Source organism: Mangrovibacter phragmitis (assembly GCF_001655675.1).
Lineage (GTDB): Bacteria > Pseudomonadota > Gammaproteobacteria > Enterobacterales > Enterobacteriaceae > Mangrovibacter > Mangrovibacter phragmitis.
The window spans coordinates 855,287-873,198 of record NZ_LYRP01000001.1; the positions used below are offsets into that span (position 1 = coordinate 855,287).

The following is a 17,912-nucleotide window of genomic DNA, read 5'->3' on the forward strand; positions in this document are numbered from 1 at the left end:
GGCGAGTAGCGGTTATTTATTGAGCAGCTTTTTCAATTCCTGGGTTTTACTGCTCTCTTTGTTACGCTCAGCCCAGGCTTTTAACCGGTCGCGTGCTTCGTTTTGCAACTGGTTACGCAGCACCTGGTTAACATCCAGCGAATAATTCATTGATTGCCACGGGCCATAAATACGCAGCGGAATAGCAGTCTGGCTCAGGGTTTGCGTCAGTTTACTGTCGCCTTTCCAGCCACCGGTAATACGAATCATAAAGTTAGCGTCAGACGCTTCTTTTACCAGATCCATACTGCTGTCTCCGGTAATGCTCATCACGGCAGAAGAACCCTGAATGTTGCTCAAATCAAGTGTGCCACTGTCTAATACCAGGTCGGCACGGAAATCAGCCAGGGTTGTGTCATCGCTATTTACGCTATCACTGCTCTGAATTCGGCTGTCAGACCGGGCAAAAGCCTCGGTTACCAGGCGCTGGAAATTCATCCCCAACAGGCGGCTGTGAGTCATAGAGAGCGACCCCTCGCCCTGCCAGTTGCGGCGAAACGCTTCGGCATCCAGTTGGTGCCCGGAAAAACGCCCGTGCAGAGAAATCGCCCCTTCCAGGGCAATGGGGTAGTCAAACGCGGAAAGTATCGGACCAATTTCTACATTATTGATTACCGGGTTGAAAGTCAGGTTCGCGACATTTTTCCTGACATCCACCGTCCCCGGGAGGGAGAGCGTCCCCTGGCCTAATTTGCCCGTTAGCTGGTTAACCGCCAGAACGCCATGCTGGTTTTCCATCTCTGCCGCGACATCGGTGAAATCCAGCCCACGCCAGAGTACTGAATCTGCGGACAGTCTGAAATTAGCATCAAAACTCCACAGGCTGGTGAAGGGCCCGTCAACCACATCTCCGGCGATAACCGGCCGGGGCAGAACCGCCTGCCCGGCAGTATTACTGTTTTGCTGAGCGGCGGGCGCATCCCCGGTATCTGGTGCGCCAATCAGTTCATCCAGGTTCAGACGGGCAAAATGCAATTGGGTACGGATATCCGGTTTTTTGCCCATTTTCAGTGTCAGCCCGCCGTCCACCTGGCTGCTGTTTGCCGTCAGTTTCAGTGCCGACACCGCCACCTGCTCCGGGAAACGCTGCCAGCCGAGGTGCAGGCTGCCCTCACCGCTTACCCCTTTTGCCGGCAAATCGGCGCCGCTGAGTTGGTAATTCAGTTGAGTGATACTGGCGCTGAAGCTATGAGGCAGGTTTTGCACATCGACTGTGCTTTCCAGAGAAACTGACAGATCACGCTGGTCGCGGTTAATCCGGCTGGAGAGCGATACACTGGCGGTACGCAATGCCTTGTCAACGGACATATCCAGTTGCAAGTCACGCACGGTTACCGGGCTGCTGTTTTTGTCCTGAGGCTGGAAAACCAGCAGGCTGTCGGCCAGTTTAAGTTTTGCCAGGCTGAGCACCCAGTTCTGGCTGGAGTCAGCGGATTCAGGCTGGCCTTGCGGCGCCACCGGAGCACCTTGTGGCGCGCGGGCAGCGGTATCAGGCGTAACCTGAATCACTGCGCCTTTCAGCATAATTTGCCGGACATCAAGCTGGTGAGACAACAACGGCAACAGGCCGACATCCAGCCGCATATTATCGGCTGTCACCACGGGTGCACTGGCACCTGGCGCTTTCAGCGAGATGCGGCCAGATAAGATGCTAAGTTGCGGCCAGACATGCCAGCGCAATGGCCCGTTGAGTGAGAGCTGGTAGCCACTGCGTTCCTCAACCTGGTGAACCATATACGCACGAAAGTCATTAGGGTTAACCAGCAGCACTAAAGCTGACAGGCCAGCCACAATCACAACCAGCAAAATCATCAACGTTGTTAAAAAACGTCTCATGCTACCCTCATTCGTTCCCCCGGGCGTTATCCCCGGGGGCACGCGCGTCTCAGTCTTTATCGATTCGGCTGGCGACCGCACCTTGCTGGTCGCGATACTTGGCATCCTGGCGGCGGTTATAAGGCCGGGATGCCGGGCCGGAAAGCGGTTCAAAACTTAACGCGCCAATTAACATTCCCGGGCGCAACGCCAGGGGCAATTTACCGGAATTATAGAACTCCAGCACAATACACCCTTGCCAGCCTGGATCAATACGGTGTGCGGTGACGTGCACCATCAGCCCAAGGCGAGCCAAAGATGAACGACCATCAAGCCAGCCAACTAAATCTGCTGGTAAGGTGACAGATTCCAGGGTTACCGCCAGCGCCAGTTCTCCGGGATGCAGGAAGAAGGCTTCCCCTTCGCCCAACACAATTTCATCGCTCATGACCCGGTCCAGTGCGGCACTGACTTCCTGTTTCGGGCCACTCAGGTCAATATATGCCGCGGTATGCCCACGGAACGTGCGGAATTTATTCCCCAGACGCACGTCAACTGTCGCGCCATTAATACGCTCAACCGGTGGACGCGGTGTAATGGCCAGACGACCTTCATCAAGCCACATTTCAATATCACGATCGCAAAGACGCATGGTCATTCTCCTTTCGCGCTTTTTTGCTGACTCCTCAGTCATTCAGGCTGCAGACTGGTTGCCCTACTGTAACCTGAATCACTTAGAGTAAATACCCTGTGCCTGATTATGCGTGTTCGCCTGCCTTTACTCTAAGGCGCGCTGACCACTAGCAGTAACACATTAAAAGGCGATACTCAGCCCTGCCTTCGCCAGGCACCGGCGCGGAGCAACCCGCAAAAAAAGGGGTTTATTCAAAGAACTGGCTGATTTTTGCCTTAAGAATATCAATAGCGATGCGGTTTTTCCCCCCACGCGGCACAATAATGTCGGCATATTGCTTGGATGGGTCAATAAACTGCAAAAACATGGGACGCACAGTTTTCTGGTACTGGGCCATCACGGAATCCATGGAGCGCCCGCGCTCATTGACGTCGCGCTTAATACGGCGCATCAGGCAAATATCCAGTGGCGTATCAACAAAAATAGAAAAATTCATTTCCTGACGCAGCCGCGCATCTGTCAACAACAGGATCCCTTCCAGAATGATGACTTTCTTCGGTTCAATATGCACAGTTTCCACCATCCGGGTATGCTCAACATAGCTGTATACCGGAAGCTCAATGGGTTTGCCTTGTTTGAGCATTTGCAAGTGCTGGAACAGCAGGCTGTGGTCCATTGCACTGGGGTGGTCATAATTTGTTTTCACCCGCTCTTCCATGGAGAGGTGGCTTTGATCTTTGTAGTAACAGTCTTCCGGAATGACACCAATGTGTTCATCACCTACCTGATCGCGCAGCTCACGATAGAGAGTACTGGCAATAAGGCTTTTACCTGAAGCCGATGCACCGGCAATCCCGATGATGACGCACTGATGAGACTTGTCAGTCATAAAATTAACGACCTGATAACAGAAAAATGAAGGAAGGGAAACACGGCACTGTGCCGCAAACGCGCCAATTATAGGGATTTCCCCTGGCTGTTGCCAGTCACCCGCTTTATCAGTGAACGAAAAGTATGCAAAATACGGGACTTATCGAGAATAATTAATAGGGCGATGCCTATTTTGCCTGTCAGCGTGTATATTTTTTGCTTGAAACATTCTAATGTTTACTTCTTGCATAGGAATCAGTAACAGGTTGTACTAGCATGATTTCTTACTATTTCGGTGTTCTGGCCGGGTCTTTCTGAAGCAGTTGGTGCGGATTGCGTGGTAATGACGAAAAATAATAATCATCCCCGGGGGTTCCTGGCTTCTCAGTTAAACCAGTTTTTCGGACTGGGGATTGTCAGCTTTCTGTTTACCGCCTTTTCTGTTGAACTGCTCTTATCAACGACCAATCTTGCGCCGGTGTGGTTTCCCAGTGCCATTATGATGTGCGCTTTCTGGCGCTTTCCTGTGCGCCTGTGGTTTTTCCCTGCCGTGGCCTGTATTGTTGGCACTGTATGTGCCTCCACGCTGTTGCTGCCCAGGGTTCAGTTAAACTTCATATTTCCGGTAATCAACCTGGCAGAAGCGGTAACAGGTGCACTGTTACTGAAATATTTACTGCCCAACGATCATCCCCTTGAGTCACTGCCGGACTGGCTGAAAATGGTGGTTGCCAGTGCAGTGGTTCCGCCAGTATTTGGCGGTTTGCTGGTATTACTGGCAACCTCACCTCACAACCCGCTGAATGTTTTCTTTGTCTGGGTGGTCGCAGAAGCCATCGGCTGCCTGGCAATTATTCCTATCGGGCTACAGTTTTCACCCCAAAGCCTGAGCAGTATCCTGCGAGCCCGCAGTTTATGGGAAACCCTGGCAACCATAGCAGCAACATTGTTGCTGAGCTACCTGGCGTTGCATTTTCTGCCGTGGCCGTTCACCTTTGTGATTGTTTTTCTGATGTGGAGCGCCATTCGCCTGCCCCAGGTTGCGGCATTTACCGTGGCACTGGTAAGCATTATGGGTATCTCCCTGATGTTTGCTTTCGGCCAAAGCCCGGTTTCCCTGATTACCGGCTCTGAAATTAATACCCATGCTCCCTGGCTGCCTTTCTTGCTGCTGTTATTAACTGCACACATCATGACTATGGTGATGCACTCTTTTCGCGAGGAACGTAAAAATATCACCGCCAGCGAAACCCGTTTTCGTAATGCCATGGAACATTCAGCAATAGGCATGGCACTGGTGGGGGTTGATGGCCGCTGGTTGCAGGTCAACAAAGCATTGTGCAAGTTTCTGGGTTATACCCATGACCAGTTACGCAATCTCACCTTCCAGCAAATTACCTTCCCGGAAGATTTGCACACTGACTTGCAGTACATGGACAAATTGCTCAGTGGCGAAATTAACAGCTACTCCATGGAAAAGCGTTATTACAACAGCAGGGGCAATATTGTCTGGGCTTTACTGGCAGTTTCGGTTGTGCGTGATGCCAATAACACGCCACTGTATGTGATTGCTCAGGTTGAAGACATTAACGACCTCAAGCATTCAGAGTGGATGAACAAACGCCTGATGGAGCGGATTACTCTGGCAAATGAAGCGGGCGGCATTGGTATCTGGGAGTGGGATATGCTGAACGACCAGATTAGCTGGGATAAACGCATGTTTGAGCTCTACGGCGTGCCCGGCCACCTGAAGCCTTCATTCCAGTTATGGATGGATTGCCTGGTTGAAGATGATCAGCCTGCGGTCAAAACAGAAGTAACAGATGCATTGCGGCGCAAAGAGCCATTCAAGGTGGAGTACCGGATTCAGGTTCAGGAAGAAATCCGCCATATTCGTACTCTGGCAAACCGGGTGCTGAATAAGCAAGGTAATGTTGAACGCTACCTGGGTATCAGCATGGATATGACTGAAGTTAAACAACTTCACGATGCGCTCTACCAGGAGAAAGAGCGCCTGCATATCACCCTGGATGCTATCGGTGAAGCCGTTATTTGTACCGATGTTGATATGCGTATCACCTTTATGAACCCGGTGGCAGAAAAAATGAGTGGCTGGCCGCAGGAGCAGGCGTTTGGTCAGTATATTCTTTCTGTGCTGCACATCACCTTTGGTGAGAACGGCCCACTGATGGAGAATATCTACAGTGGTGATGCCACCCGTTCGGCCATGGAGCAGGACGTGATTCTGCACTCCCGCTCAGGCGACAGTTTCGATATTCACTACTCGATTACCTCACTCAGCACACTGGATGGCGAAAGTATTGGCAGTGTGCTGGTTATTCATGATGTTACTGAATCACGCAAAATGCTGCGCCAGTTGACTTACAGTGCGTCACATGATGGCCTGACACACCTTGCCAACCGCGCCAGCTTTGAAAACCATCTGAAACGCCTGTTAACCAGCGCTGTGGAAAATCGCCAGCAACATGCACTGGTATTTATTGACCTGGACAGATTCAAAGCGGTGAATGATACAGCCGGACACGCGGCGGGCGACAGTCTGTTACGGGAACTCTCCACGCTGATGCTGAGTTTATTGCGTAATAACGACTTCCTGTCCCGTCTGGGCGGCGATGAATTCGCCCTGTTATTACCCAACTGTTCTGTGGAAAGCGCCCGTCATATTGCCGAACATATTACCAGCATGATTAATGACTACCACTTTATCTGGGAAGAGCAGACTTACCGGATTGGCGCCAGTGCGGGTATCACGATTATTGATGAACACAATTATGACGCCAACGAGGTACTGTCTCAGGCCGATATTGCCTGTTATGCTTCGAAAAATAGTGGTCGTGGGCGCGTTTCTGTTTTTGAAGCGAAAAAACACACCAACCAGCGTAAGAAAAACCAGCTGTCTGCTGAAGAACAGCAGGCGATTATTGCGCACAACCCGGTACTGATTACTGCGCGGCCAGTGGCCTCTCCCCGTATACCGGAAAGTTGCAGTTTCTATTTACTGGGCGTACAGCTCTGGAATAACGCTGGCGACATGATAGAAGAAAGCCAGTTCCGTGCCGGGCTGAGCAGTGCGGAGCAGCACAAGGCACTGGACCTGCGCATGATTGAACTGTTCTTTAAAGAACATGCGCGCCGGGTTATGGTAAAAGGCTTTACTGTCGCGCTCCCGCTCTCCATTGCCGGGTTGCACAGTGAAACTGTCGTAGAGGTTCTGGTTCGCTTATTGCGTGACACCCGCTTCCCACCGGCACGGCTGATGATTATTGTCGAAAATCAGGTAATTGGCCGGATAGAGGGTTCTGTTAAAAAAGGGCTTGAGCAACTGGTTGATGAAGGTTGTGGGTTAGTTCTTAGCCAGGTGGGCGACGACCTCGACATATTTAACCATCTCCCTCGTCACTTATTTAAAGCGATATTACTGGAACCGTCGCTGGTGCAACATGTGCATGAAAACCTGATGGATGAAATGATGGTGACCATCATTCAGGGCCATGCGCAACGCCTGAAATTACAGACGATTGGTGGCCCGGTAGCCCAGGCGATAACCATGGATACCCTTTCGGGGATTGGCATGGATTTGATCTTTGGCGACAGCATCGGCCCGCAGCAGCCACTGGAAGTGCTGCTTAACGGCAGTTATTTCGCGATTAACTGAGTTCTGGCTGCCAGCCAGCATTGTTCCAGATATGCAGTAGCGCCAGTGAACGCCAGGGTGCCCAACGCCGGGCATACTGGCGGATTTGCCCGGGTGTCATACCGGCAAAGCGTTGTTTAATCAGGTAGTCATCTTCCAGAAATACATCCTGTGCGCCCCACCCGCGTAAAGCGAAATAGCTGGCTGTCCAGCGGCCAATTCCCGGCCAGGACATCAGTTGCTTCAGGCCTGCTGTAGTATCTTCCGGTGGAGTCAGCGGAAAACTCCCCGCTACAACCGATTGTGCCAGAGTAATAATAGTTTCCGCCCGGCGTAACGACATCCCCACACTTTTCACTGCCAGTGGGTCGCAATCTGCAAGAACCTCTGCCTGAGGGAACAATTGCCCGTGAGGGCTGGCTGTTCCGAAAGTGTGAGCCAGGCGGGTGGCAAGCTGCGCTGCCATTTTCACACTCACTAACTGGCCGAGAATTGCGCGTACCATTTGCTCAAAAGGACAAATGCAGCCAGGCATACGAATACCGGGGTTTACCGCGGCAAGAGGCCCCAGTACCTGACTAACTTCTTCCGGGTTCAGGCCAAGGTTCAGCCAGTGGCACACACGCGCCAGTACGGTTTCAGCAACCGGTACCAGGCTGGGGCTGAGAGCCACCTGTACGCGATGCTGTTGTGGTTCAGGCCGGGCAATCACCAGCCCGGTAACACCACCAATGGCCATGACGCGGCTAAACGATTCCTGAGTAACGTCTTCCAGACCATTTACTGCACGAGCAGCAAGAAACTGACTCATCCACACCCAGTCATAGGGTGGCTTGTATGGGAGGAAAAACAGGGAGTCATTTTTAGCAGCATGTTCGGCAGAGCTCGATGGCGGCATGAAGGCTCCTTGGGGCCAGTTGAAAAAACAGGGGGAATACAATCAGCACTACTATACCCGAAATCCCCCGGATTGCAGGCAGGTGGTGAAACCACATCATGGCACAACCAGGGTAGCGGGTTGTGCCTGTACATTGCATAAATAAGCGTTAATCACAGAGGCAATAAATCCCATTACATTGACACTGCCCCAGCTTTTCCGTTTTCCACCGTGATAAACTACCCAAAAGCATCAACCGTTAGCCAGGGTAGTTCGTTTTTTATTGTCATTTATGGACTACGCTTGCTACGGTTTACTCATAGCCGCCAATCCCCCTGTCAGCGACAACGCAGTGCTGTTGAATAATTCATGAGAAAGCTAAAATTCTGGTATCACTTCTCTGTGATGAACACAATTACTCTGGCGATGCTTTGCCTGAGCGCACTCGCATTCACCGGGATGTTTATTAGCGAACGCAGTGCGGAAAGCATTCAGGGGAACGCACACACCATCAACCGCATTGGCGCGGTGCGCATGCAAAGCTACCGGATATTGTCGATGCTGCCGCTGACACCGGACAATATGAATGAAGTGAACCATCTGGAAGATGAACTGCATTCGCCGCTGTTTCGCGATGTTGTACGTACTGAAGGCTTTCATCGCGCTTATCAAACTATCACAGACAGCTGGTATCAACAGGTGAAGCCGCAACTGCTGAAATCACGCACTCCGGAACAGGGCCGCGCCAGTGTTGAGAAGTTTGTGGCAAATCTGAATGTGCTTATTTCACAAATCGACCGCCACACGGAACAGCAAATTACCGAGATAACAATAACGCAGCGCATTTTTACTGTATTAACGCTGTTGTTTTTGTTTATTGCCATTCTGACTTTACGTAAGCGTCTTTTTCAACCCTGGCGTCAACTGCTTAATATGGCCAGCGCAATTCAGGCTGGCGAGTTTTCCCATAAGCTGGATACCCGCAACTATAAAGATGAAATGGGGGAACTGGGTAATGCGCTTAACGCCATGGCCGCTGAACTGAAAACAACCTATGAGAATCTGGAACAACGCGTTGAGGAAAAAACCGCGCAATTACAATTGCAAAACCGTTACCTTGATTTTCTCTACCGGAGCGGCCGCGAATTTAATCGCCAAACGCATACCTGTAAAACACTCGCCCCTTTGATTGAAGAATTGATGTCGCTGACGCCGCTGCGGCAAATTCACCTGACATTTACCGATATTCAGCAATCCAGCCAGTTTGAAAACCTGACTTTTGGCGGTGCCCGGCCTGAGTTTTGCGTTGACAGTGCGTGCCAGCGCTGCCTGCACACGCCAGATAATGGTTCAGAGGCAACGCAGGCCCAGGAGTGGCTGCTGACCGACTGCAACAAAATTTATGGCACGTTGTCTGCACATATTCCGGCAGACTGTTCTCTTCACTATGAAGAACAAAAACTGATTGCAACCTTTTGTGACCTGCTCACGCAGTACCTTGCCCTTTCCCGCCAGGAGCAGCACCAACGCCAGTTACTGCTACTTCAGGAGCGCAGCACCATAGCCCGGGAACTGCATGATTCTATTGCCCAGTCGCTCTCGTATTTGAAAATAAAGATGGGTATCCTGCAACGTCACCAGGATAATTTGACCGGGAAGCAACAAACCCTGATTGCGGATATCCGGCGAGAGCTGGACGTCACTTATAAACAACTCCGCGAATTACTGACCACTTTTCGTTTACAACTCAGCGGCGTTGGATTATTACCCGCTATTGAAGGTTGTATTGCTGAATACAGCCAGAAACTCGGTTTTCCGATAGAATTCAATTATCAAATCCCGGCAAATAAAGTGAGTCCACCACAGGCTATTCACCTGTTCCAGATTATTCGTGAAGCACTTCATAATGTTTATAAACATGCGAATGCCAGCCAGGTAACCGTGTCACTGACCATGGACACCCCGAATAATCTGGTGCACCTGAATATTACCGACAATGGTATTGGCCTGGACAAGCAGGCGTCACACCTCAATCACTACGGGCTGACGATTATGGCCGACCGTACTGCATCGCTTCTGGGCGGGAAACTGGATATTCAGTCTGAAGCACAGCAGGGTACCCAAATTCATGTTTGTTTCACACCGACTAACGAGATGTAATTATGTCACAGCAAAATACGCCCACCGCGAAAGCCGCCACAGTATTATTGATTGACGATCATCCGCTATTACGTAACGGCATCAAAGAGCTGCTGGAGCTGAACAGTGAGATTAAAGTTATTGCACAGACTAATAATGGTCACGAAGGTGTGGCACTGGCTCAGCAGCATGATCCCGATTTAATTTTGCTGGATATCAACATGCCGCAGGTTGATGGACTGGAAACACTTAAGTTACTGCGCGCACAAGGTATTACCAGCCGCATTGTTATTTTCACCGTGTCAAATTATGAAGAAGATGTGATAAAAGCAATGAAACTGGGCGCCGACGGCTATCTGCTCAAAGATATGGAGCCGGAAGATATGCTGGACGCCATTGAGCAAATTTGTTTGGGAAAAGTGGTGGTAAGCCCGGAGGTGATAACCATTCTCGCCACCAGTCTGCGCAGCCATAAACCCAGTAGCGCGCACCCGCTTGAAGATCTGACTGTACGTGAAAAAGAGATCCTGAAGCTCATTGCCGAGGGGCTGGCCAATAAACTGATCGCCCGTCGGCTAAAAATTGCCGAAAGTACCGTGAAAGTTCATGTTAAACACTTACTCAAAAAACTGAATCTGCGTTCGCGGGTTGAAGCGGCAGTCCTGGTACATCAGGAAGGGGGACTATAAGTATTAACAGCGGTTGACTGGGCTAACCAAACCAACCGCTTTACTGAGCTGTCGGTTACCGACGTGAGCGTACTATCTGGTAGCGGCGCGTGAGGTATTCAACCGGTACACTCCAGATATGCACCAGCCGGCAAAACGGGAACAAAACAAACAGGGTCATCCCCAGCACGATGTGTACCCGGTAAATCCATGCCACACCATCGAGCCAGGCACTGGCACCGGACTGAAACGTGACCACAGCCTGCGCCCAGTGCACTAATTTCATCATTTCCTGGCCATCCATATGTTGGGCGGAAAAAGGAATCGTTAATAGCCCCAGGCACGCCTGAACCACCAGCAATGTCAGAATAAGGATATCGGCAAACGAAGACGTTGCCCGAATCCGTGGGTTGGTCAGGCGGCGTTTCAGTAACAACCCACCACCCACAACTGTCATCACACCGCAAATTCCGCCAGCAATCATGGCGAGTTTTTGCTTGGTAGCGATGGGCAGAAACGATTCGTACACCCAGTGAGGAGTGAGCAGACCAAAGAAATGACCGCCAAGGATACCGATAATCCCAATATGGAACAGGTTAGAAGCCAGGCGCATACCGCGCTTATCCAGCATCTGGCTGGAACCGGCACGCCAGGAATATTGCCCATAGTCATATCTGAGCCAGCTCCCCACCAGGAAGATAGTCGCAGCCAGATAAGGATAAATATCAAAAAAGAATCCATTGATATAGTTCATTTCTGTTCTCCGGTTAACATACCGACATGCACATACTGAGGGTGAACGCGCTCATTTTGCTGGTGTCGGGGCCCGTGGGATTCATTGCCGCCACAATTCGCTTCACTCATAAAACTCACCTGCTCTTCTTCCCAGACTTTATCAAGCGCTTCCGGAGTGTCATCCCGCGATTCCTGGCGTACTTTTTGCCGTAAGGCGTCATAGTCGACATCAACGGTGTCTCCGGCGAGCTCACCAAGGAGCGTGAACAGGGCAGCATAGCCACTCCCCCGCTCATCAAGGCGTGTTGCCAGTAATGCCAGAATCGGCGCAATATCCACCAGCCCTTGTCTTGCTTCGTGGCTATCAAGACTCGCCAAGTATTCAAGATACAAGGGTAAATAATCTGGTAACTCCCGGCTGTCTAATGTCAGGCCGGCGCGCTGATACTGGTTAAGTAAGTCCACCATCGCCTGGCCGCGTGCGCGTGAGTCACCATGAACATGCTCGAATAATAAGAGCGACAAAGCGCACCCACGGTCGAACAGTGCACAATATTGCGCCTGAGCAGCCAGCAATGAACCGGCGAACAGTTGGCCCATGAATGCATGGAGGAGCTGTTTATGTCGTTCTGACAACGAGCATTCTTCTACAGCACAACGCAGTGCCTCCTGATGCTGCCAGAGCGCTTCGTCCGGGTAATCCATGAGCCGGGCAATAATTGTCAGCGTTGTCATGAGCGATCCTTTTTGTCTGCGGTAATGTCAATCGCGTCAATGCGCTTGCTGTTAAACAAGTTGAAGCGGGTATCACTGCCATGGCAGCCATCGCCAAAACTGAAGCCGCAACCTTTGCTTTCCGGGAACGCCTCACGCGCCAGTTCACGGTGTGAAGAGGGCACCACAAAACGGTCCTCGTAGTTCGCGATAGCCAGATAGCGGTACATTTCCTGTGCCTGCTGCTCACTCAGGCCTACAGCATCAAGGGCACGGGTATCTGTACGTTTATCAACGGTTTCTGCCCGTTTGTAATGGCGCATCGCCAGTAAGCGTTTCAACGCACGCAACACCGGAGCGGTATCACCCGCCGTTAACAAGTTTGCCAGGTACTGAACCGGAATACGCAGGCTGTCGACATCCGGTAAAATACCGTCATCGCCCAGATAACCGGCATCTGCGGCAGACTGAATCGGCGATAAAGGCGGGACATACCACACCATGGGTAACGTGCGATATTCAGGATGCAGCGGTAAAGCCAGTTTCCAGTCCATTGCCATTTTGTATACCGGTGAACGTTGCGCTGCTTCTATCACACTGAGCGCAATCCCTTGTTTACGGGCCTCTTCAATAATCGCCGGGTCGTGAGGATCGAGAAAAACATCCAGTTGACTTTCATAGAGTTTCTCCGGGTCTTCCACTGAAGCCGCCTGGGCGATTCTGTCGGCATCGTAAAGCAATACGCCCAGATAGCGAATGCGCCCGACACAGGTTTCTGAGCAGACCGTTGGCATGCCCGATTCAATACGCGGGTAGCAGAAAATACATTTTTCGGATTTGCCGCTTTTCCAGTTGAAGTAAATCTTTTTGTACGGGCAGCCTGTCAGGCACATCCGCCAGCCACGGCATTTGTCCTGGTCAATCAGTACAATGCCGTCTTCTTCACGTTTATAAATCGCGCCGCTCGGACAGGTGCCCACGCAGGCCGGATTTAAGCAGTGTTCACACAGGCGAGGCAGATACATCATGAATGTATTTTCAAACTGCCCATACATCGCTTTTTGCATTTCGCCAAAGTTGTAGTCAGCCGAACGTTTGGCAAATTCACCACCGAGAATTTCTTCCCAGTTTGGGCCGCCATTAATTTTGTCCATCCGCTGGCCTGTTATCTGCGAACGGGGCCGCGCTGTAGGCTGGTGCCGTCCTCGTTTGGCATTGTGCAGGTGTTCGTAGTCAAAGGTAAATGGCTCGTAGTAGTCATCAATAGTGGGCATATCCGGGTTATTGAATAAGCGCGAGAGCACACCCACACGATTTCCCATTCTGGGTTCCAGTTTGCCTTTGATATTGCGTATCCAGCCGCCTTTCCAGCGTTCCTGGTTTTCCCAGTCCGTGGGGTAACCTGTTCCGGGTTTGGTCTCTACATTATTGAACCAGGCGTATTCCATGCCTTCACGGCTGGTCCAGACATTTTTGCAGGTAACCGAACAGGTATGACAGCCGATACATTTATCCAGGTTAAGTACCATGCCGACTTGTGAACGAATTTTCATTCTGGCTTCTCCTGCAGTGTTGTTGAAGAAGGATGCTGAACCACATCGTTTTTCTCGTCATCAAGCCAGTTAACCTGATGCATACGTCTGACCACCACGAATTCATCGCGGTTTGATCCAACAGTGCCGTAGTAGTTAAAGCCATAAGCCAGTTGAGCATACCCGCCAATCATATGGGTAGGTTTGGGGCAGACACGGGTCACCGAGTTATGAATCCCACCACGCTGCCCGGTAATTTCTGAACCTGGCAGGTTCACCAGGCGTTCCTGCGCGTGGTACATCATCACCATGCCTTGTGGGATACGCTGGCTGACCACCGCACGCGCTGTCAGCGCGCCATTTTTATTGAACGCTTCTATCCAGTCGTTATCGGCGATACCCAGCGTTTTGGCATCGGTTTCACTTATCCAGACAATTGGCCCGCCGCGTGACAACGTCAGCATTAACAGGTTTTCACTGTAGGTTGAATGAATGCCCCATTTCTGGTGCGGAGTAATGAAATTCAGTGCCAGCTCAGGGTTACCATTGCTCTTCGCCCCTATCATACCGGCCACACTTCGGGTATCGATGGGCGGTCGCCAGGCTATCAGGCTTTCACCGAAGTCACGCATCCAGGGGTGATCCTGGTAAAACTGCTGGCGGCCTGTCAGTGTGCGCCAGGGGATCAACTCATGCACATTGGTATAACCGGCATTGTAGGAAACATGCTCATCTTCCAGCCCTGACCAGGTAGGGCTGGAGATTATTTTGCGTGGTTGTGCCTGAATATCGCGAAAGCGGATTTTCTCTTCTTCTTTGTTACGTGCCAGATGCGTGTGATCACGCCCGGTTATCTGCCCCAACGCCTGCCAGGCTTTTACGGCAACCTGGCCGTTGGTTTCCGGCGCAAGCGTCAGGATCACTTCTGCGGCATCAATAGCGGAATCAATTCTTGGCCGCCCCTGGCTTGCCCCTGTTTGCTGGACGTAATTGAGCTTTTTCAGCAACGCCACTTCGCTCTCTGTGTTCCAGTTAATGCCTTTACCGCCGTTACCCTGTTTATCCAGTAATGGCCCAAGTGAAGTAAAACGCGCATAGGTAGCCGGGTAATCGCGCTCGACCGCAATCAGATGCGGGGCCGTTTTACCCGGAATGAGATCACACTCACCTTTTTTCCAGTCCTGGACGTTATATGGCTGGCCCAGTTCAGCCGGTGAATCATGCTGAATTGGCAACGTCACCAAATCTGTTTCAACGCCCAAATGCCCCGGGCAAAGTGTTGAAAAAGCCTGAGCGATGTCTTTATATATTTCCCAGTCTGAACGCGCTTCCCAGGCCGGATCAACAGCCGCGCTGAGCGGATGAATAAATGGATGCATATCCGAAGTATTCATGTCGTCTTTTTCATACCAGGTCGCCGTTGGCAGCACAATGTCTGAGTACAGACAGGTACTGGACATACGAAAATCCAGGGTGACAACCAGATCCAGTTTGCCTTCTGTCGCGTTATCCTGCCATTCCGCCTCCTGCGGATGGCACTTGCCTTCCTCGCCTAAATCACGCCCCTGAATACCGTGTTCAGTGCCCAGCAGATACTTGAGGAAGTATTCATGACCTTTGCCCGATGACCCAAGCAGGTTGGATCGCCAGATAAACAGGTTCCGGGGGTAGTGCTGTTCCGGCTGCTCGGCAGCAAAGCGAATTGTGCCTTCTTTGAGCGCCTTCACGGTGTATTCCTGAATGGATAACCCGGCCGCACTGGCCGCACCGGCAATATGCAGAGGGTTAACATTTAATTGCGGTGAGGAGGGCAACCAGCCTAACCGTTCCGCTTTAATATTCAGGTCAATCAAATGCGCACTGTAGCGCGTAGCGTCTGCCAGGGGAGATAACAGTTCATGTGCATTGAGCGATTCATAGCGCCACTGGCTGCTGTGGTTATAGAAAAACGAGGTGCTGTTCATATGGCGGGGCGGCTTTTGCCAGTCAAGGGCAAAAGCCAGCGGCTGCCAGCCGGTTTGTGGGCGTAATTTCTCTTGCCCCACATAGTGCGCCCAGCCGCCACCGCTCTGCCCGACACAACCACAGAACACCAGCATATTAATCAGACCACGGTAGGCCATGTCCATGTGATACCAGTGGTTAAGCCCGGCCCCAACAATAATCATCGAACGCCCGTGGGTTTTCTCTGCGTTATCGCCAAATTCACGGGCAATACGAATGATCTCCTGACGAGGAACACCGGTAACCGCTTCCGCCCAGGCAGGAGAATAGGCTTTCATGTCATCGTAGCCAGATGCGCAGTTAGCATCATTAAAACCACGGTCAACCCCGTAGTTTGCCAGCATCAAATCATAAACACTGGTAACCAGGCCCTGTTCGCCATTGGCCAGTTCAATACGTTTTACCGGCACCTGATGAACAATGACATCGCTGAGTGCAACCGAGGTAAAATGTTCATGCTCAGTCGCGCCAAAATACGGGAAAGCGACTGCAACCTGTTCCCCAGACGCCACACCCAGTTGCAACGTAACCGGTTTTTTCTGGTGGCCGGCAGTGGCTTCCAGGTTCCATTTACCTTGTTCACCCCAGCGGTAACCGACTGACCCCTGAGGCGCGACCAGCTCACCATTGTCCTGGTTAATAGCCACTGTTTTCCATTCAGGGTTATTGGGCTCATCAAGGTTATCCACTAAGTCTGCCGCGCGCAGAAAACGCCCTGCCTGATAGACACCTTCAACTGAAGGGTCGAGCATAACCAGCATTGGCATATCTGAATAACGACGCAGATAATTCTGGAAGTACTCACTCTGGCGTTTAACGTGAAACTCACTGAGTAATACATGCCCCATAGCCAGCGCCAGCGCGCTGTCTGTTCCCTGTTGAGGACGGAGCCAGTGATCGCACAGCTTGGCGATTTCGGCATAATCTGGCGTTACCGCAACGGTTTTTGTGCCCTTGTAGCGAACTTCAGTAAAGAAGTGTGCATCGGGTGTACGGGTTTGCGGCACATTTGAACCCCAGGCGATGATATAAGAAGCGTTATACCAGTCGGCAGATTCAGGCACATCGGTCTGTTCTCCCCAGGTTTGCGGGCTGGAAGGCGGCAGGTCGCAATACCAGTCATAAAAACTCAGGCAGGTTCCACCAATTAATGACAGGTAGCGTGCGCCGGATGCGTAAGAGACCATCGACATCGCCGGTATTGGCGAGAAACCGGCCACGCGATCGGGCCCATGGGTTTTCGCCGTGTACACGTTCGCCGCCGCAATGAGCTCATTCACTTCCTGCCAGTGGCTACGCACAAAACCGCCACGGCCACGCGCTTTTTTGTAACGCGCCGCTTTTTCTGGCTGTGTGACAATCGCGGCCCAGGCATCAACAGGATCCGGATGCTGTTGTTTCGCTTCGCGCCACATTTCAATCAGGTTTGAGCGCACCATTGGGTACTTTAATCGGTTAGCGCTGTAGAGATACCAGGAATAACTTGCGCCACGAGGGCATCCTCGCGGTTCATGGTTGGGCAGGTCCGGGCGGGTTCGCGGGTAGTCGGTCTGCTGGGTTTCCCAGGTCACCAGGCCATTTTTGACATAAATTTTCCAACTACAGGACCCGGTACAGTTAACACCGTGTGTTGAACGTACTATCTTGTCATGCTGCCAGCGGTTACGGTATCCCTCTTCCCAGTCCCGGTTGACAGACAACGTCTGCCCGTGATCACCAGAAAAAGTGTCACCCAATTGTTTAAAATAGCGAAAGCGGTCCAGAAACTTACTCATCTGGCTTTCTCCGTATTGTCAGTGCCAGGCACATAGGGTTTATTGATGACGATGCCGGTGGCATGGTCGATATTTTCCACATTAGCGTCTGTGAGGGTTATAAAATTGACACGGATCAAAATGAACCTGGCAGGGAAATAACGCTTCAGGTTGACTACTCCCTTAGGGGTAGTTATTTTTAATATTCAATATATTGATTTAAATGGTTTTTTTATAAAACAGATTATTTATTACACAATAAAAACACACCACAACTATTGAGTGGTAGAACGTCTAAAAATACCACTGATTAGCCCCTGTGCATTCGCAGAGCTGAGATTATTGTGACTTCTTATCTTATTACTCATTCTTTCCGGTAATAATAATCGTATCATTCTGCAATAGAGAATCATTTTAATCCCGATGTAAAAGCAAGTTATTATTCACACGGATAATTAATACACTAAAAAACAAAA

General features: G+C 51.1%; 11 protein-coding genes. 3 read left to right on the forward strand and 8 right to left on the reverse strand.

The annotated features are described in order from the left end of the window. Positions 1-12: 12 nt before the first annotated feature. The 3 genes from asmA to udk all read right to left on the reverse strand — a co-directional run bounded on the left by asmA (position 13) and on the right by udk (position 3,377). The gene (gene asmA, locus A9B99_RS03945) at positions 13-1,875 is read right to left on the reverse strand and encodes an outer membrane assembly protein AsmA (protein WP_064594814.1); all 1,863 of its coding nucleotides are present in this window, start codon (positions 1,873-1,875) and stop codon (positions 13-15) included. Between the two features lie 49 nt (positions 1,876-1,924). Further along, the gene (dcd, locus tag A9B99_RS03950; protein ID WP_064594816.1) at positions 1,925-2,506 is read right to left on the reverse strand and encodes a dCTP deaminase; all 582 of its coding nucleotides are present in this window, start codon (positions 2,504-2,506) and stop codon (positions 1,925-1,927) included. A gap of 229 nt (positions 2,507-2,735) precedes the next feature. After that, the gene (gene udk / locus A9B99_RS03955; RefSeq protein WP_064594818.1) at positions 2,736-3,377 is read right to left on the reverse strand and encodes a uridine kinase; all 642 of its coding nucleotides are present in this window, start codon (positions 3,375-3,377) and stop codon (positions 2,736-2,738) included. 324 nt (positions 3,378-3,701) lie between these two features. Between udk and A9B99_RS03960 the strand changes: the two genes are divergently transcribed. Beyond that, a complete protein-coding gene (locus A9B99_RS03960) occupies positions 3,702-7,034 on the forward strand; it encodes a diguanylate cyclase (protein ID WP_064595523.1) in 3,333 nt (1,110 codons plus the stop codon). Here A9B99_RS03960 and alkA read toward each other — a convergent pair. Beyond that, positions 7,027-7,866, reverse strand: coding sequence for a DNA-3-methyladenine glycosylase 2 (gene alkA, locus A9B99_RS03965; protein WP_064595525.1), 840 nt, complete (start codon positions 7,864-7,866; stop codon positions 7,027-7,029). The two genes, A9B99_RS03960 and alkA, sit on opposite strands and share 8 nt — an antisense overlap. Positions 7,867-8,259: 393 nt before the next feature. On the opposite strand from alkA, the gene narX reads away from it, so the two are divergent. Further along, positions 8,260-10,050, forward strand: a complete 1,791-nt coding sequence (gene narX, locus A9B99_RS03970) for a nitrate/nitrite two-component system sensor histidine kinase NarX (RefSeq protein WP_064594820.1) — start codon at positions 8,260-8,262, stop codon at positions 10,048-10,050. 2 nt (positions 10,051-10,052) lie between these two features. After that, the gene (gene narL, locus A9B99_RS03975; RefSeq protein WP_064594822.1) at positions 10,053-10,718 is read left to right on the forward strand and encodes a two-component system response regulator NarL; all 666 of its coding nucleotides are present in this window, start codon (positions 10,053-10,055) and stop codon (positions 10,716-10,718) included. Between the two features lie 55 nt (positions 10,719-10,773). Here narL and narI read toward each other — a convergent pair whose 3' ends face one another. From narI to A9B99_RS03995, 4 genes are read right to left on the reverse strand one after another with little or no spacing between them, the layout of a single operon-like run. Then, complete coding sequence (gene narI, locus A9B99_RS03980; RefSeq protein WP_064594827.1) at positions 10,774-11,451, reverse strand: respiratory nitrate reductase subunit gamma; 678 nt, start codon at positions 11,449-11,451, stop codon at positions 10,774-10,776. Next, positions 11,448-12,167 carry a nitrate reductase molybdenum cofactor assembly chaperone gene (gene narJ, locus A9B99_RS03985; protein WP_064594830.1) on the reverse strand — a complete coding sequence of 240 codons (720 nt, stop codon included), beginning with the start codon at positions 12,165-12,167 and terminating at the stop codon, positions 11,448-11,450. The genes narI and narJ overlap by 4 nt, the downstream gene beginning before the upstream one ends. After that, a complete protein-coding gene (narH, locus tag A9B99_RS03990; RefSeq protein WP_064594833.1) occupies positions 12,164-13,699 on the reverse strand; it encodes a nitrate reductase subunit beta in 1,536 nt (511 codons plus the stop codon). The genes narJ and narH overlap by 4 nt, the downstream gene beginning before the upstream one ends. Continuing rightward, positions 13,696-17,457 carry a nitrate reductase subunit alpha gene (locus A9B99_RS03995; protein WP_064594834.1) on the reverse strand — a complete coding sequence of 1,254 codons (3,762 nt, stop codon included), beginning with the start codon at positions 17,455-17,457 and terminating at the stop codon, positions 13,696-13,698. Before A9B99_RS03995 ends, narH begins: the two co-directional genes overlap by 4 nt. Positions 17,458-17,912 lie beyond the last annotated feature (455 nt).

Excerpts from the sequence above, each read along its gene's own strand:
- narL (WP_064594822.1), top strand. The coding sequence starts at position 10,053 with ATGTCACAGCAAAATACGCCCACCGCGAAAGCCGCCACAGTATTATTG.
- A9B99_RS03960 (WP_064595523.1), top strand. The coding sequence starts at position 3,702 with ATGACGAAAAATAATAATCATCCCCGGGGGTTCCTGGCTTCTCAGTTA.
- dcd (WP_064594816.1), bottom strand. The coding sequence starts at position 2,506 with ATGCGTCTTTGCGATCGTGATATTGAAATGTGGCTTGATGAAGGTCGT.
- udk (WP_064594818.1), bottom strand. The coding sequence starts at position 3,377 with ATGACTGACAAGTCTCATCAGTGCGTCATCATCGGGATTGCCGGTGCA.
- narJ (WP_064594830.1), bottom strand. The coding sequence starts at position 12,167 with ATGACAACGCTGACAATTATTGCCCGGCTCATGGATTACCCGGACGAA.
- narX (WP_064594820.1), top strand. The coding sequence starts at position 8,260 with ATGAGAAAGCTAAAATTCTGGTATCACTTCTCTGTGATGAACACAATT.
- asmA (WP_064594814.1), bottom strand. The coding sequence starts at position 1,875 with ATGAGACGTTTTTTAACAACGTTGATGATTTTGCTGGTTGTGATTGTG.
- narI (WP_064594827.1), bottom strand. The coding sequence starts at position 11,451 with ATGAACTATATCAATGGATTCTTTTTTGATATTTATCCTTATCTGGCT.
- A9B99_RS03995 (WP_064594834.1), bottom strand. The coding sequence starts at position 17,457 with ATGAGTAAGTTTCTGGACCGCTTTCGCTATTTTAAACAATTGGGTGAC.
- narH (WP_064594833.1), bottom strand. The coding sequence starts at position 13,699 with ATGAAAATTCGTTCACAAGTCGGCATGGTACTTAACCTGGATAAATGT.